At 71.2% G+C, this 15,523-nt stretch carries 15 protein-coding genes; 7 read left to right on the forward strand and 8 right to left on the reverse strand.

Going from position 1 to position 15,523, the window contains the following annotated elements:
* The 8 genes from L3Q67_RS16910 to L3Q67_RS16945 form a co-directional block, all read right to left on the reverse strand.
* Entirely contained in the window at positions 1 to 1,254 is a 1,254-nt protein-coding gene (locus tag L3Q67_RS16910) for an MFS transporter (RefSeq protein WP_499190405.1), read from the reverse strand.
* Positions 1,251 to 1,769 (reverse strand): ArsR/SmtB family transcription factor, encoded by a 519-nt coding sequence (locus L3Q67_RS16915; protein ID WP_499190406.1) that lies wholly within the window; start codon positions 1,767 to 1,769, stop codon positions 1,251 to 1,253. Before L3Q67_RS16915 ends, L3Q67_RS16910 begins: the two co-directional genes overlap by 4 nt.
* Positions 1,770 to 1,829: 60 nt before the next feature.
* A complete protein-coding gene (gene pqqB, locus L3Q67_RS16920) occupies positions 1,830 to 2,684 on the reverse strand; it encodes an MBL fold metallo-hydrolase (protein WP_499190407.1) in 855 nt (284 codons plus the stop codon).
* Positions 2,681 to 3,772 carry a pyrroloquinoline quinone biosynthesis protein PqqE gene (pqqE, locus tag L3Q67_RS16925; RefSeq protein WP_499190408.1) on the reverse strand — a complete coding sequence of 364 codons (1,092 nt, stop codon included), beginning with the start codon at positions 3,770 to 3,772 and terminating at the stop codon, positions 2,681 to 2,683. The genes pqqB and pqqE overlap by 4 nt, the downstream gene beginning before the upstream one ends.
* On the reverse strand, positions 3,763 to 4,020 hold the full coding sequence (gene pqqD / locus L3Q67_RS16930) for a pyrroloquinoline quinone biosynthesis peptide chaperone PqqD (RefSeq protein ID WP_209662227.1): 258 nt from the start codon (positions 4,018 to 4,020) through the stop codon (positions 3,763 to 3,765). Before pqqD ends, pqqE begins: the two co-directional genes overlap by 10 nt.
* On the reverse strand, positions 4,017 to 4,709 hold the full coding sequence (gene pqqC / locus L3Q67_RS16935) for a heme oxygenase-like domain-containing protein (RefSeq protein WP_499190409.1): 693 nt from the start codon (positions 4,707 to 4,709) through the stop codon (positions 4,017 to 4,019). The genes pqqD and pqqC overlap by 4 nt, the downstream gene beginning before the upstream one ends.
* A gap of 66 nt (positions 4,710 to 4,775) precedes the next feature.
* The gene (gene pqqA / locus L3Q67_RS16940) at positions 4,776 to 4,868 is read right to left on the reverse strand and encodes a pyrroloquinoline quinone precursor peptide PqqA (RefSeq protein ID WP_209662225.1); all 93 of its coding nucleotides are present in this window, start codon (positions 4,866 to 4,868) and stop codon (positions 4,776 to 4,778) included.
* Positions 4,869 to 5,046: 178 nt separating this feature from the next.
* Positions 5,047 to 6,420 (reverse strand): WS/DGAT/MGAT family O-acyltransferase, encoded by a 1,374-nt coding sequence (locus L3Q67_RS16945; RefSeq protein WP_499190410.1) that lies wholly within the window; start codon positions 6,418 to 6,420, stop codon positions 5,047 to 5,049.
* Between the two features lie 100 nt (positions 6,421 to 6,520).
* Between L3Q67_RS16945 and L3Q67_RS16950 the strand changes: the two genes are divergently transcribed.
* From L3Q67_RS16950 to L3Q67_RS16980, 7 genes are read left to right on the forward strand one after another with little or no spacing between them, the layout of a single operon-like run.
* The gene (locus tag L3Q67_RS16950; RefSeq protein ID WP_499190411.1) at positions 6,521 to 7,645 is read left to right on the forward strand and encodes an NAD(P)/FAD-dependent oxidoreductase; all 1,125 of its coding nucleotides are present in this window, start codon (positions 6,521 to 6,523) and stop codon (positions 7,643 to 7,645) included.
* 60 nt (positions 7,646 to 7,705) lie between these two features.
* A complete protein-coding gene (locus L3Q67_RS16955; RefSeq protein WP_499190412.1) occupies positions 7,706 to 9,361 on the forward strand; it encodes a thiamine pyrophosphate-binding protein in 1,656 nt (551 codons plus the stop codon).
* Positions 9,358 to 11,391 carry a hydantoinase/oxoprolinase family protein gene (locus L3Q67_RS16960; RefSeq protein ID WP_499190413.1) on the forward strand — a complete coding sequence of 678 codons (2,034 nt, stop codon included), beginning with the start codon at positions 9,358 to 9,360 and terminating at the stop codon, positions 11,389 to 11,391. Before L3Q67_RS16955 ends, L3Q67_RS16960 begins: the two co-directional genes overlap by 4 nt.
* The gene (locus tag L3Q67_RS16965) at positions 11,388 to 13,079 is read left to right on the forward strand and encodes a hydantoinase B/oxoprolinase family protein (protein WP_499190414.1); all 1,692 of its coding nucleotides are present in this window, start codon (positions 11,388 to 11,390) and stop codon (positions 13,077 to 13,079) included. The genes L3Q67_RS16960 and L3Q67_RS16965 overlap by 4 nt, the downstream gene beginning before the upstream one ends.
* Before the next feature lie 2 nt (positions 13,080 to 13,081).
* Positions 13,082 to 13,873, forward strand: coding sequence for an SDR family NAD(P)-dependent oxidoreductase (locus tag L3Q67_RS16970; RefSeq protein ID WP_499190415.1), 792 nt, complete (start codon positions 13,082 to 13,084; stop codon positions 13,871 to 13,873).
* Entirely contained in the window at positions 13,870 to 14,568 is a 699-nt protein-coding gene (locus L3Q67_RS16975; RefSeq protein ID WP_499190416.1) for a GntR family transcriptional regulator, read from the forward strand. Before L3Q67_RS16970 ends, L3Q67_RS16975 begins: the two co-directional genes overlap by 4 nt.
* Positions 14,565 to 15,509: an ornithine cyclodeaminase family protein gene (locus L3Q67_RS16980; protein WP_499190417.1), complete on the forward strand. Its 945-nt coding sequence runs from the start codon at positions 14,565 to 14,567 to the stop codon at positions 15,507 to 15,509. The genes L3Q67_RS16975 and L3Q67_RS16980 overlap by 4 nt, the downstream gene beginning before the upstream one ends.
* Positions 15,510 to 15,523 lie beyond the last annotated feature (14 nt).

The raw sequence follows: 15,523 nt of genomic DNA on the forward strand, positions 1-15,523 counted from the left end.
TCAAGCGGCGGCTGGTGGCGGTGGCACCGCGCCGGTCAGGTCGCTGGGGTGCGCGGTTCTGCGGGTCAGCGTGCGGATCTGCTTGCTGCACAAGGCGAGCGCGGTGCTCACCAGGACGAGCACCGCGCCGGCCAGCAGGGTGGTGTCCGCGCCGAAGCGCTGCGCCAGCGGGCCCGCGGCGATCTCGCCCACCGGCATCGCGATGAAGGAACCCAGCATGTCGTAGGAATACACGCGCGCCAGCTTGTCCTCCGGGATGTTCTCCTGGAGCGACACGTCCCACGCGACCACGAACTGCTCGATCGCGATCCCCGCCAGGAACATGGTGACCAGCAAGGGGATCAGCTGCGGTAGTTGGGCCAGCGTGATCAGCGGGATGGCCTCGACACCGATCACCGCGACGCCGATCAGCAGCGCGTGCCGTGGTTGCCAGCGCGCGGCGAGCACGCCGCCGATGAAGGCGCCCAGCGTCTGCGCGGCCAGGATGAAACCCCAGGCGGCACGGCCCACGGTCGCGTCCGCCACCGTCGGGCCGAGCACCGCGTGCCCGCCCATGATCACCGCGTTGACCACGGTGAACTGCGCGACCACCACCCACACCCACGAGCGGGCGATGAACTCGCGCCAGCCTTCGGCCAGGTCCTTGAGCGGGTGCGACCGCTCGGCTCGCACGCGCTGGGCGATCCGCACACCCCGGTAACCCGCTGCGGACACCAGGAAGATGGCCGCGTCGATCGCGATGGCCCAGCCCGCCCCGAGCCCGGCGGCGAGCATGCCGCCCAGCGCGGCGCCCAGGATGCGGCCGGTGTTCGAACCCATGCGCGCCAGCGCGTTCGCCGGGGTGAGCAGGCCGGCGGGCACGGTCTGCGGGGTCAGTGAAGCCGCGGCGGGCAGGGACATCGCGCTGACCGCGCCGTTGAGCGCGCTCAGCCCGAGCAGCAACGGGATGGAGGCGAAGCCGCCCAGCACGCTCGCGGCGATCAGGCCCTGCGTGACCGCGGCCGCGAGCCCGGTGCCCTGCAGGATCACCGCCCGCGGCAGCCGGTCGGCCAGCACCCCGCCGAACAGCAGCAGGATCACGTTCGCCAGCGACCGGACGCCGACCACCAGGCCGAGGTCGACCACCGAACCGGTCAGGTCGAGCACCGCGAACGCCAGTGCGACGGGCGCGATCGCGTTCGCCAGTTCGGCGCCGGTCCGCCCGGCGAGCAGCCACCGGAAACTGCGGTGCCGCAACGGTTCCCGCAGGCTCATGGCCTGGTCATTTCGAACAGCGCGACGGTGGCGCTCACGCGGCGCGTACCCGGCGAGCGGGGTGGGCGCGCGGCCGCGTGCAGGATCTTCCCGAGCTGGTGCGCGACTTCCACGGCCCGGTCCCAGTCGGCGGGCGCGAGCCAGACTTCCGCGTCCGTGACCGCGGAGCGGCCGCTCGGCACGCGGCTCTCGGTGCGTCGCCGCAGCTCATCGGCCAGGGTGGCGGCGAACAGCTGCTCGCCTTCCGGGTCGTCGTGGTCCCACGGCGGGCTGCCCCCGGGCACGTGCCGGTACCGCTTGGCCAGTCCACCTTGGATCCGGACTTCCTCGGCGATCACCAGCAGGCCCGCTTCGTGCAGCCGCCGCAGGTGGTAGCTCACGTTCGCCTGCGTCTCGCCCAGTTCGCGCGCGGCCTCGGCGGCGCTCATCGCGGTGCCCGTGAGCAGCGACAGGATGCGCAGGCGCAGGGGATGGGCGAGCACGCGCAGCCCGACCAGCTCGGCCTTCTCCGACATGGGGCGAGTATCGGAGGAGCCGCGAGCAACTGTCAAATGAACCTTTGGGGGTTGCCCGGCTCAGAGCGTGAACAGCGTGCCGTCGAGTGGGAGGTGGGCCCCGGCGGCCAGGATTTCCTTGTGCTCCGGGGAGTCCGGGGCCAGCGCCGGGTTCGTGTTGTTGAGGTGCGTGTAGGCCCAGCGCGTGCCAGTGCGGTTCCGGATGCGGGCGAGGCTCTCGGTGATCGGCACGTGGCCCATGGCGCGCTGCGCCTGCGAACCGACGCCGGCGTGCGTCGCCCCGGACATCTCGTCGGCCGCGTAGAAGGTGCCGTCGAGCAGCACGTGGTCCGCGCCCGCGACGAACTCGTCGAACCCCGGTGGCCAGGTCGCCAGGCAGGGCGCGTAGACGAAGACACCGCCGGTCGACGGGTCCTCGATGCGGTAGGCGACCACCCACGGGCCGTCCACAGTGGATTCACGCGCGTACTTGGGCTTCTTGTCGCTGACCGGGAGCGCGGAGACCCGGAGCCCGTCGATCTCCGGAGGAACCGGCGAGAAGGTCCAGTCGCCGTACCGGCCCACCGGCAGCGCGCCGCGAAGGGCGTGCAGCGCGGCATCCGGTCCCCAGACGCCGAACGACGGCGCCTCCCGCAACATGACCAGGCCCAGCGTGTGGTCCAGTTCGGCATCCGTGACCAGGGCACCGCGCAACGGGGTCTCGCGCGGGCCCGGTCCGGCACGCAGCACGGATGAGGCCAGGATCTGGGCACGGATGTCCGGTGAGGCGTTGATCAGGTACCACTCGCGGCCGTCCGCGCTGAACGCCACGCAGTCCTGGGTCCGGGGTGGAGCGTCCGAAGTGCACAGTGCGCACGCGCAGTTCCATTGCGGGAAGCCGCCTCCGGCGGCCGTCCCGAGCAGCAGCACCTTCACCGCGGCACCCGGCGAAGGACCAGCTCCGGCTCGACCGCGGGTGGTGGCGCGGCGAGGATGAGGTCGACGATCTCGCGATCCGGGGACCGCGAGCAGACCGGATCGGTCGACGCCGCGTCGCCGGTCAGCAGGAACGCCTGGCACCGGCAGCCGCCGAAGTCGGCGCCACGCCGATCACAGGACCGGCAGGTCTCGCTCATCCAGTCCTCCCCGCGGTAGGCGTTGAAGGAGGTCGAGCCGTACCAGATGTCGTGCAACGGTTTCCGGGTCACGTTGTCCAGGTCGAGCGTGGTGATCGCGGTGGCCGCCGGGCACGGCAGCACGTCACCGTTCGGCGCCACGGTCAGCTGCCGCGCGCCCCAGCCGTACATGCACGGCTTCGGGTACGGCTCGTAGTAGTCGGCGACCACGTAGATGATCTCCATGGTGCCGCGCAGGCGTTCGGTCGCGGCCCGGACGATCGGCTCGGCGACGGCGAGTTGTTCGCGCGTCGGCATCAACGCGGTCCGGTTCTTCAGCGCCCAGCCGTAGTACTGCGTGTTCGCCAGTTCCAGGCGGTCGGCGCCCATGCGCTCGGCGAGTGCGATGATCCCGGCGAGCTGGTCGTGGTTCTGCTTGTGCAGCACCACGTTCACGCTCAACGGCAACCCGGAGCGCTTGATCAGCGCGGCGGCGGCGAGCTTGTGCTCGTGCGCGCGGGTGCCGGCGAGCCGGTCCGCGCGTTCGGCGTCCGCGCCCTGCACGGACAGCTGGATGTGCGCGAGGCCGCGGTCGGCCAGGTCGTCGAGGCGCTTCCCGGTCAGGCCGAGGCCGCTGGTGACCAGGTTGACGTAGCAGCCGAGGTCGCTCGCGTGCGAGACCAGTTCCGGCAGGTCCGGCCGGGCCAGCGGTTCACCGCCGGACATGTGCACCTGCAGCACACCGAGGTCCCGCGCCTGCGACAACACGGAAAGCCATTGCCCGGTGTCGAGTTCGGCGTCCCTGGTGATCAGTTCGAGCGGATTGGAGCAGTACGAGCAGTGCAGCGGGCAGCGGTGGGTCAGCTCGGCGAGCATGCCCAGCGGCGGTTCGGCGGGCTTCACGTCCATTCGACCACCCGCCGTTCCTCCAGCCGGGACAGCACCCCGCTGATGTCCGCCTCGCGCACGCCGCGGTACTTCCGGCCGAGCGCCTCGGTGATGTCGGCGACGCTGGTCTCCCCGTCGCAGAGTTCGAGCACGGCGGCGGCGGTCTTGTTCGGCACCAGCACGCCTTCGGGGAACAACAGCACGTGCGTCTCGCGGACCTTGTCGTAGGTGAGCCGGACACCGCGGCGCAGTCGGGGTTTCACGCTCACTCCTTGCTCGCGGCGCGTTCGATGGCGTCCAGGATGGACCAGAGCACGTCGCACTTGAAGGACAGCGCGGCGAGCGCGGCTTCCTGCTGCTCCCGCGTGCGGCAGTGGGCCAGCACGAGGTCCACTGTGGCCTGTCCTTCGCCCGACACCGCGTCGATGCGGTTGGTGAAGTAGGCCAGGTCGGTGCGGTTGATCCAGTCGTAGTTGGCCAGCATGTCGGCCACCCGGCGCTTCATCAGGTGCCCGGAGAACATCTCGGTGAGCCCGGACGCGACCGCCTCGATCCACGGCTTCGTCCTGGCGAAGTTCACGTAGGCGTCCACGGCGAACCGGACGCCGGGCGCGACGTGCCGCTCGTCCAGCACCTCCTCACGACTGAGACCGACCGCCTCGCACAACCGCAGCCAGCGCTCGATGCCGCCTTCGCCCGGTGCGGCGCCGTCGTGGTAGACGAGCCGGGGCAGCCACTGCCGCCGCACCTCGGGCAGCGGGCAGTTGCTGATGATCGCGGCGTCCTTCTGCGGGATCATGCGCTGGTAGTACCAGCGGTTCGCGGCCCAGACCTTCAGCTCGTGCTCGGACAGCTCGCCGGCGTGCATCCGGTGGTGGAACGGGTGGGTGCCCCAGTAGCGGTGGGACAGTCCACGCAGGGCGGCGTCGAACTCGTCGTGGCTGAGCGGCGCGCTCATGGGACCTCCGGGTCGCGCTGGGGGAGCAGGCGAGGAGGCGGGGGCACGCGGGCCCCCGCCCGCCCGTCATTCCATGCGGGCCGCGTAGGCCGTGACTTCCATCGGCGTTTCGTACTCGACGAAGTCCGGAGTGGTCCAGACCTCAGTGGGTTCGATCATGCTGACTCCTCGGATCTCTGCGGACCGGGCATGACGACCCTAGAAGCGTCGCCGGACCGAAATCTAGGGAAGTCAGCTAATTTCTGACTGGTGTCAACCCTGCGTCCCGCTGATGGAGTAACAAAGCCGGGCTGAGGTCACCGAGGGTGAGCCACGCAGTGATCCGATGACTCGCGTGTCAGGGCTTGGCGACCGCGCTCTCCAGCTCGGCCAGCGCGGTGTCCAGGTGGGTGAGGATGCGCTGCAGGTGCGGCACGCTGCGGCGGCAGCCGGTGATGCCGAAGTCCAGGTTGTCCCCGTTGCTGGTCAGCGTGATGTTCAGCGCCTGGCCGTCGAGCAGCACCGAAGCCGGGTAGATCCCGTCGAGCTGCGCGCCGTTCCAGTACATGGTCCGGCGCGGGCCCGGCACGTTCGAGATGACCAGGTTGAACGGCGGGCGCGTGTTGTTGACGAACCCCGGGATGGTGGACGCGCCGAGCGGGGCCACGTTGATGCCCGAGAGGATCAGCGCCTGCAACGGGGTGAGGTCTTTGAAGATGCGCTTGCCGTCCCGCATGGACTGGTGGATCACCTTGAGCCGGTCGGCCGGGTCGCTGCGGTCGGTGGCCAGGTTGCACAGCAGCGCGCCGACCGCGTTGCCCGAGGCCTCGCCGGCGTCGCCCTGCTTGCGCATGGAGACCGGCACCATCGCGACCATCGCGGTGTCCGGCAGCGCCCGCTGCTCGATCAGGTAGTCGCGCAGCGCACCGGCGCACATCGCCAGCACCACGTCGTTGCGCGAGACCCCGGCGGCGGTGGCGATCCGGCGGACGCGGTCGAGGGACCACGACTGCGCGGCGAACCGCCGGGCCCCGCCGATCGGCACGTTGAGCATGGTCTTCGGGGCCTGCGTCGGCAGGGTGAGGCTGTGCTCGCGGAAGGCTTCTCCTGCCACCTTCACCGCGGCCTTCGGCAGTTTCGCCAGCTGGGCCAGTGACTGCCGGGTGCCGGTGAGCAGGGACAACGGATCGCGGCGGGAGCGCCGCACGCTCGGGGACTTCGGCCCGCCCCACGGCGGTGGTGAGTCGCGCTCGTCCGGGCTCTCGCTGAGCGTCGCCTGCATCTGGCGCAGGGCGGACACGCCGTCCATCAGCGCGTGGTGGACCTTGCTGTACAGCGCGAACCGGTCGTCCTGCAGGCCTTCGACCAGGTGGACCTCCCACAGTGGACGGTGGCGGTCGAGCAACGTGCTGTGCCAGCGGCCGGTCAGCTCCAGCAGCTCGCGGATGCGGCCCGGCTGTGGCAGCGCGGAATGCCGGAAGTGGTAGTCCAGTTCGAGTTCGACGTCCTCGGCCCAGGCGGCGTAGCCCATGGTGTTCACCGGGCGGGCGGGGCGGCGGCGGAAGGCGCGGCGGACCTCCGAGCGGTCGAGCAGCCGCCGCCGGATCTCGCTGAGGTAGTCCGGTCCGGCGTCCGCCGGTTTGCGGAACAACTGGAGTCCGCCGACGTGCATCGGGTGCTCGCGGGACTCCACCAGGAGGAACATCGAGTCGGTCACGGGCATCAACGGCATAACCGGCCACCTTCCCTCACACACCCGGTTTCCACCGGAGGGCCGAGTCTACGCATGGTTGAGGCTGAGGAAAGCCCTGGAACGACCGTAGTCTGCGGGAATGGCGGAGTTGCCGGAGCGGGCGGGTGTGGTGATCGTCGGCGGCGGGGTGATCGGCGTGAGCAGCGCTTTCCACCTCGCCGAAGCGGATGCGGACGTGCTGCTGCTGGAGCGCGGCGCGCTGGGTGCCGGGTCGACGGCCAAGGCGGCGGGCGGGGTCCGGTCCTCGTTCACCAGCCGCGTCAACATCGAACTGGGACTGCGCGGGCTGGCCGAGTACGAGCGGTTCGCGGACCGGTTCGGCCAGGAGATCGACTTCCGGCGCGACGGCTACCTGTACCTGATCACCGATCCCGCCGACCTGCCGGTGTTCGAGAGCGGCGTGCGGCTGCAGAATTCGTTCGGGGTGCCGAGCCGGATCATCGACGCGGCCGAGGCGAAACGGCACAATCCGCTGATTTCGGTCGACGGGGTGCACGCCGCGGTGTGGTCGCCGCGGGACGGGCGTGCCACGCCGGATTCGGTGGTGCAGGGATACGCGCGGGCGGCCCGCGCGCTGGGCGCGACCCTGCGCACCGGCGTCGAGGTCGAGGGCATCGAGCGCGACGGCGACCGGATCCGGGCGGTGCGGACTTCGGCCGGGGTGGTCCGGACCGGGGTGGTGCTGTGCGCGGCCGGGGCGTGGTCGGCGCGGATCGGTGAGCTGGCGGGCTGCCCGCTGCCGGTGCGGCCGGAGCGGCGGCAGGTGGTGTTCACCGGCCCGATCGGCGGACTGCCGGAGGCGGTGCCGCTGACCGCCGAGATGCCCTCGGCGTTCTACTTCCACCGCGAGGGACCGGGGCTGGCGCTTTCCTTCCCCGGTGGGGGATCCGAGTGGCTGCCCGCGCTCGCGGAACTGGCCGCGCGGCGGGTCCCGCCGGTGCTCGACGCGGGGATCCGCACCACGTGGTCCGGGTTGTACGAGGTCACGCCGGACCGGAACCAGGTGGTCGGCGAGGCGGCCGGGGTGTCGCGCTTCCTCTACGCCACCGGATTCTCCGGCCACGGGTTCCAGATGGGCCCGGCGATCGGCGCGGTGATGCGCGACCTCTACCTGGGCCGTACGCCGGAGATCGACGTCTCGGAACTCGACGTCCGCCGATTCGACCGTCCCCTGGAGACCGCCCGGGAGCATCACGTGGTCTAGCAAGATTCGAACCGCGTCGCTACTGTCTGATCGTTCAACGATTGCGTAGGGTGTAGCGCTGTGCCGGTAGTCAGCCATGCCAAGCCGAAGTCCGGGGCCGATCAGCTCGCCGATGCGCTGGGTGAGCTGGGCGTGGAGGTCGCCTTCGGCTTGCCCGGGGTGCACAACCTCCCCATCTGGGAGGCGCTCGCGTCGACCGGGGTGCGACTGCTCGGCGTCCGCCATGAACAGACCGCCGGGTACGCCGCCGACGGGTACGCCCGCGCCACCGGCAAGCTCGGCGTGGCCATCGTGACCACCGGGCCCGGCGCGGCCAACACGCTCGCCGCGGTCGGGGAGGCGCAGGCGTCCGGCTCGCCGGTGCTGGTCATCGCCACCGACATCCCGTCCACGCTGCGCCGGCCCGGTGTGGTGCGCGGGGTGCTGCACGAGAGCAGCGACCAGGCGGCGTTGTTCGCGCCGCTCACCAAGCACCAGTACACCGTCACCGCGCCGGAGGAGATCGCCGGCGCGACGCTCGAAGCGGCCCGGCTGGCGCAGCAACCGCAGAGCGGCCCGGTCTACCTCGGTATCCCCACCGACTTCCTCACCGCCACCACCAAGCGCGCGCCGGACCCGGTCCACCACGCGCCGGTCAGCGAGCCGCTCGACCTCGGCCGCGCGCGCGAGTTGTTCGAGCGCGCCGAACGGCCGCTGATCTGGGCCGGTGGGGGCGCGCTACGGGCCGGTGCGGGCGCGGTGATCGGCGAACTGGCGGAGAAACTGGCCGCCCCGGTGCTCACCACCTTCGGCGCGCGCGGCCTGCTCCCGCCCGAACACCCCTGCCTGGCCCCGAACTCGGTGCACAGCCCGGAGGTCGGCGCGCTCTGGGACGATGCCGACCTGGTGCTCGGCATCGGCACCGACTTCGACGGCCTGATGACCCAGAACTGGCTGATGCCCCCGCCGCCGACGCTGATCACGGTGAACGTCGACGCCGAGGACGCGGCCAAGAACTACCAGCCGGAACTGAGCCTGGTCGGGGACGCGCGCGAGGTGGTCACCGCGCTGCTCGGGGAACTGCCGCAGAAGGACGGGCAGGAAAGGCTCACCGCGCGCCTGCGCCGGATCAGCGCGGCGATCCGGCGGCGCATCCGCGAGGACGAGCCGCAGGCCGCCGACTTCCTCGGCACGCTGGAGGAAGTGCTGCCCGAGGACACCATCCTGATCGCGGACATGTGCGTCGCGGGGTACTGGATCGGCGGGTTCCACCGCATCCCGGGACCGCGCAAGCTCGCCTACCCGATGGGCTGGGGCACGCTCGGCTTCGGTTTCCCCGCCTCGCTCGGCAGCGCGGCGGCCGGGACCGGGCGCGCGGTCTGCATCACCGGGGACGGCGGCTTCCTGTACGGCGTCGGGGACCTGGCCACCGCCGCGCAGGAGAACCTGCCGGTCACCGTGGTCGTGGTGGAGGACGGCGGGTACGGGATGCTGCGGTTCGACCAGGAGCAGGCCGGGCTGCCCGCCCGCGGGGTCGACCTGGACGGCCCGGACTTCGTCGCGCTGGGCAAGTCGTTCGGCCTGCGCTCCGAACGGGTGCAGGGCTTCGGCCGGGCCTTCCGCCGGAAGCTGGGCGCGTTCATCCAGTCCGACGAAGCGAACCTGCTGGTGGTCGAGGCGGCGATGCGCCCGCCGCTCAACACGTCACCGCGCTGGTACCGGAAGGAGCGAGGATGACGTTGCGGGTGGGGGTGGACATCGGTGGCACGTTCACCGATCTCTGCGTGCTGGACGACTCCGGCGTCGTGGCCATCGGCAAGACGCTGACCACGCACGACGAGCCAGCCAGGGCAGTGGAGGAGCTGCTGGTCAGCACGCTGCCCGATCCGTCCCAAGTGGACAAACTGGTGCACGGCACCACGCTGGTCACCAACGCGCTGATCGAGCGCAAGGGCTCGAAGCTGGCGCTGCTCGCGACCGCGGGCTTCCGCGATGTGCTGGAAATGCGCCGGGAGCACCGCTACGAGCTGTACGACCTGCAGATCGAACTGCCGGAACCGCTGGTGCCCCGGCACCTCCGGTTCGACGTGCCGGAACGGATCCTCGCGGACGGCAGCGTGCAGATCCCGCTCGACGAGGAGTACGTGGCCCGGCTCGGCGCCGAACTGGCCGAGCGCGGCATCGAAGCGGTGGCCGTCTGCTTCCTGCACTCCTTCACCAACCCCGAGCACGAACGCCGCGTGCGCGAGGTGCTGGCCGAAGTGGCGCCGCGGTTGCGGGTCGCGCTGTCGTCGGAGGTGGTGCCGGAGATCCGCGAGTTCGAACGGTCCTCCACCACGGTCGCGAACGTTTACGTGCAGGACCTGACCGAGCGCTACCTGCGTGATCTCGAGCAGCGGGTGCACCGGGCCGGCATCGGCCCGGCACCGCACATCATGCTGTCCAACGGCGGGATCGCCACGGTGGACACCGCCGCGCGCTACCCCATCCGCATCCTCGAATCCGGGCCGGCCGGTGGGGCGCTGGCGGCGTCGGCGTTCGGGGCCATCGCCGGGGAGGCCGACCTGCTTGCCTTCGACATGGGCGGCACCACGGCGAAGCTGTGCTTGATCTCCGACGGCGCGCCGCTGGTCACGCACGAGTTCGAAGTGGACCGGGTGTACCGGCTGCTGCCCGGGTCCGGGCTGCCGGTGAAGGTGCCGGTGACCGACATGATCGAGATCGGCGTCGGTGGTGGCTCGATCGCCCGCATCGACGCGCTCGGCCTGCTCACCGTTGGCCCCGATTCGGCGGGTTCCGAGCCGGGGCCGGTGTGCTACGGCCGCGGTGGCACCGAGCCCACGGTCACCGACGCCGATCTGGTGCTGGGTTACCTCGACCCCGGCTACTTCCTGGGCGGGGAGATGACCCTGGACCCGGACGCGGCCCGCGAGGTCATCCGGCGGAAGATCGCCGAACCGCTGGGCGTGGACCTCGCCGAGGCGGCGTACGGCATCCACGCGCACGTCAACGAGGACATGGCCAACGCCGCGCGGGTGCACGCGGTGGAACGCGGCAAGGATCCGGCGCGGCTGCCGATGTTCACCTTCGGCGGTGCCGGGCCGGTGCACGGCGTCGGCGTGGCACGGGCGCTGGGCGCACGGCAGGTGGTCGCGCCACCCGCGGCTGGGGTGATGAGCGCGGTCGGGTTCCTCACCGCACCACTGGCCTTCGACTTCGTCCGGACCTCTCACGTCGGCGTCGACGAGCTGAGCTGGTCCGAAGTGGACGCTCTGTTCGCCGAGATGGAGCGCGAAGGCGAGGAACTGCTCAAGGCGTCCGGGGTGGACGTGGTGACGCACAGCCGGATCGCCGAAATGCGGTACGCGGGCCAGGGCTACGAAATCCGCGTGCCGGTGCACCAGGGCGAATGGCCGGCTTCCCTGGTGGAGGCCTTCACCGAGGCCTACCGCGAGCTGTACCGCCGGACCGGCCCGGATGTCGGCGTGGAAGTGCTGAACTGGCGGGTGGTTTCGTCGGGCCCGGTGCCGAAGGTCAATCTGCGCCTGAGCGTGGAAGCCGGCGCCGGGGACGCACGCAAGGGCAGCAGGCAGGCGTACTTCCCCGGTGGCTTTGTCGACACCGCGGTGTACGACCGGTACCGGTTGCGGGACGGCGACCGGATCGAAGGCCCGGCGATCATCGAGGAACGTGAGTCCACTTTGGTCATCCCGCCGGGCGCGGTGTGCACCGTGCGGGCCGACGCCAGCCTGGTGGTGACCCCGTGAGCGTGGACCCGATCCTGGTGGGCGTGGTCGGCAACCGGCTGCACTCGATCCTGGCCGAGCAGCAGAACGCACTGGTCAACACGGCGTTCTCGTCCGTGGTCCGTGAATCGCTTGACCTGGCGTGCGCGGTGTTCGACTCACGCGGGGAGATGATCGGGCAGTCGGTCGGCGGCACGCCGGGGCACATCAACGCGATGGCCACCGGCATGCACCACTTCGTCGCCGCCTACCCGCCGGAGCGGCTCGAACCCGGCGACGTGCTGCTGACCAACGATCCGTGGCAGACGGCCGGGCAGATCAACGACATCACCGTCGCCACCCCGGTCTTCCACCGGGGCCGGGTGCTCGCCTGGTTCGCTTCCTGTTGCCACGCCCCGGACATCGGCGGGCGGCTGGTTTCGGCCGAGGCTAACGAGGTATTCGAAGAGGGCCTGCGGCTGCCGATCCTCAAATTCATCCGTGCCGGTGAGGTGAACGCCGAGCTGGAGGCGATCATCCGCGCGAACGTGCGCACGCCCGAAGAAACCATCGGCGACCTGTACGCACAGGTCGCGGGCAACGCCGTCGGCGCGGCGAGCCTGGTGCGCCTGGCCGAGGAGTTCGAGCTGGACTCCATCGACGAGATCGCCGCCGAGATCATGAACCGGTCGGAACGGGCGCTGCGCGACGCCATCGCCGCGTTGCCGGACGGCACCTTCCGCAGTGAGCTGCGCACCGACGGGTTCGGCGACGAAGAGGTGCGCCTCAAGGTCGCGCTGACCGTGCGCGGCGAGGACATCGACATCGACTTCGCCGGGTCGTCACCGCAGAGCAAGCACGGCATCAACGTGGTGCTCAACTACACCAGGGCGTACGCCTCCTTCGCGGTCAAGGCGGCCATTTCCCCCGGTGTGCCCCACAACGCGGGGTCGTTCCGGCCGGTGCACGTGACCGCGCCGGCCGGTTCGGTGCTCAACTGCCTGCCGCCCGCGCCGGTCGCCTCCCGGCACCTGATCGGCCACTTCCTGCCGTCACTGCTGATCGGCGCGCTGGACGGGCGGATGGCGCACAGCGCCGACGCGCTGTGGATGACCATCTGGCGTGGACAGTCGCAAGAGGACGGCCGCGAGTTCATGCTGAACGTCTTCCAGACCGGCGGCATCGGCGCCAGGACCACCAAGGACGGGCTGAACACCACCGGCTTCCCCAGCGGGCTGCGGGCCACGCCGACCGAGGTGATCGAGACCATGGCGCCACTGGTCCAGACCCGCCGGGTGCTGCGCACCGACTCCGGTGGCGCGGGCACCTACCGCGGCGGGCTCGGCCAGTCGACCACGGTGACCGCACGCGGTGAGGTCTCCTGGAGCGTCAACGGGAACGTCGACCGCACCAGCTCACCGGCGACCGGCGTACACGGCGGCATGGACGGGGCGCCGGGCCGGTTCGGCCTGGCCGACGGCACCGACCTGCCCGGCAAGCGGCGGGTGCCGCTGGCGCCCGACGCCGAGGTCGACGTGGTGCTGCCCGGTGCCGGTGGCCACGGCGACCCGTTGAAGCGCGACCCGCAGCGGGTGCTCATGGACGTGGTCGACGGTTACGTGTCGATCGAAGCCGCCAAGGACGTCTACGGCGTCGAAATCCGCTACACCGGCAGGCCGGACGCGCTGGTCCGGCTGCCCGCCGACTACGAAATCGTGGAGAGGGACTGAACATGGGCCGGATGGAGAACAAGGTCGCGCTGGTCTTCGGCGGTGCCAGGGGTATCGGCCTGGCCACGGTGAAGGAGTTCCTCGCCGAGGGCGCGATCGTGCACGCGAGCGACATCCGCGAACCGGCCGAGGAGATCGGGCACGAGAACCTCCGGCACAGCCTCGTCGACGCCACCGACGAGGCCGCCGTCCAGTCCTTCGTGGAGCAGGCGCTCGGTGAGCACGGCCGGATCGACGTGCTGTTCAGCAACGTCGGCATCCACCTCGGCAAGCCGTTGCCGGAGACCACGCTCGAGGAGTTCGACCACATCTTCGCGCTGAACGTGCGCACCGCCTTCCTGGCCACCCGCGCGGTCCTGCCGCACATGATCGAGGCGAAGGCGGGCAGCATCGTGATCACCTCGTCGAACGGCGGCATGATGGGCCGCCCGGCAGACCCGGTGTACAACGCCACCAAGCACGCGCTGGTCGGGCTGGCCAAGTCGCTCGCCGTGGCGCACGCGCACCTGGGCATCCGGGTCAACACGGTCAACCCCGGCGCGATCGACACCGACATGCTGCGCAGCACGCTGGCCTCACCCGACGAGTTCGAGGCCAAGCAGCACGCGCTCACCGCGAGCACGCCGGCCGCCCGTGTCGGCGAGGCCTGGGAAGTGGCGAAGGCGGTGGTCTTCCTGGCCAGCGACGAGTCGCGGTTCGTCAACGGCGCGGTGCTCCCGGTCGACGGCGCCAAGGCCGCCGGGGCCATGCCGGGTCACCGCTACGCCCTCGATTTCGAGCTGGGCGTGCGATGACCACCGGCGATCCGTCGGCGGTGCTCGCGGGCGACCGGTCGTCGCTCGCCAGGGCGGGCACCGCCGAGCGGGTGGCCCAAATCCTGCGCCAGCGCATCACCGAGGGCGTGTTCCTGCCGGGGACCCGGCTGTCCGAGCCCGCGATCAGCGGCGCGCTCGGCGTCTCGCGGAACACGCTGCGCGAGGCGTTCCAGCTGCTGGCGCACGAGCGGCTGGCGGTGCGTGAACTCAACCGCGGCGTGTTCGTCCGCGAGCTGACCGCGCCGGACATCGAAGACCTGTACCGGATCCGGCGCATGGTCGAATGCGCGGCCGTCCGGGAGGCCGCCGACCGCGAGGGCCTGGTGCTCACCGGGCTGGAGGGCGCGCTGGCGACCGGCAAGCTGGCCGCGGCCGCCGAGGACTGGCAGGCCGTCGCCACCGCGAGCATCCAGTGGCACCAGGCGCTTTCCGAGCTGGCCGGGAGCGATCGCGTGGCCGGCACGATGCGCCAGGTGCTCGCCGAGACGCGGTTGTTCTTCGTGCTGACCGAGAACACGCGGGCCTTCTTCGAGCCGTACCTCGTCCGCCACGAGAAGATCATCGGGCACCTGCGGCGACGCCGGTTCGACCTCGCCGAGCAGGCACTGGAACGCTACCTGCGTGACGCCGAGCGCCAGCTGCTCGCCGCGTACCACCGAAGGGAAACCTCATGACCGCACCGCGGTTCTTCGACGCCGGGGAGATCGGCGCAGTGCTGGGGGTCGAAGCGGCGATCGAGTCGCAGCGCCGGGCGTTCCGCGCCCTCGGGGAGAAGACCGCCGTGCTGCCGCCGAAGACGCAGGTGCCGGGGCCCGGCGGCGCGCTCGCGCTGGCCTACCCGTGCCGGTTGTCGCCGGACACCGGGCCGGTGTGCAAGTTCCTCAGCCTCAACCCGGGCAACGCCGAGCACGGCCTGCCCACCATCCACGGCCTGATCCTCGCGCTGCACCCGGAGACCGGCGTGCCGGTGGCCGTGCTGGACGGCGCCGCGGTGACCACCCTGCGCACCTCCGCGGCGAGCGCGGTGGCGGCCGACGTGCTGGCCAACCCCGACGTCACCGACCTGGCCGTGCTGGGCAGCGGGGTGCAGGCGGTGGCCCACGTGCGCGCGATCGCCGCCGTCCGTCCACTGCGGACGGTCCGCATCCACAGCCCGAACGAGGATCACCGGACCCGCGCGGCCCGGCGGCTGTGCGAGGAACTCGGGCTCGTGGTGACCTCGACCGAGGACGCGGAGAGCGCGGTGCGTGGCGCGGGCCTGGTCGCGCTGTGCACGCTGAGCACCGAGCCGGTGGTGCGACCGGAGTGGCTGGCCGAAGGGTGCACGGTGCTGAGCATCGGCTCGTTCGAACCACACCGGCGCGAAGTCGGCCGGGACCTGGTGGAAGCGGCGGCCGCGGTGGTGGTCGATCATCGTGAGACGGCCCTCTCACATGCGGGACCGATCGTGGACGCCCCGCTGGTGGAGTCCGAGCTGCAGGAACTCGGCGAAGTCCTGATCGGCAGGGCGCCGGGACGGCGACGGCCGCAGGACCTTATTTATTACAACAGCGTGGGAGTCGGTGTCCAGGACGCCGCCGCCGCGTGGGCCGTCATCGAGCGGAGCCGGGGTTAGGGTCACTGGTGGCT

It is taken from the genome of Saccharothrix sp. AJ9571 (genome assembly GCF_021725495.1).
Classification (GTDB): domain Bacteria; phylum Actinomycetota; class Actinomycetes; order Mycobacteriales; family Pseudonocardiaceae; genus Amycolatopsis; species Amycolatopsis magusensis.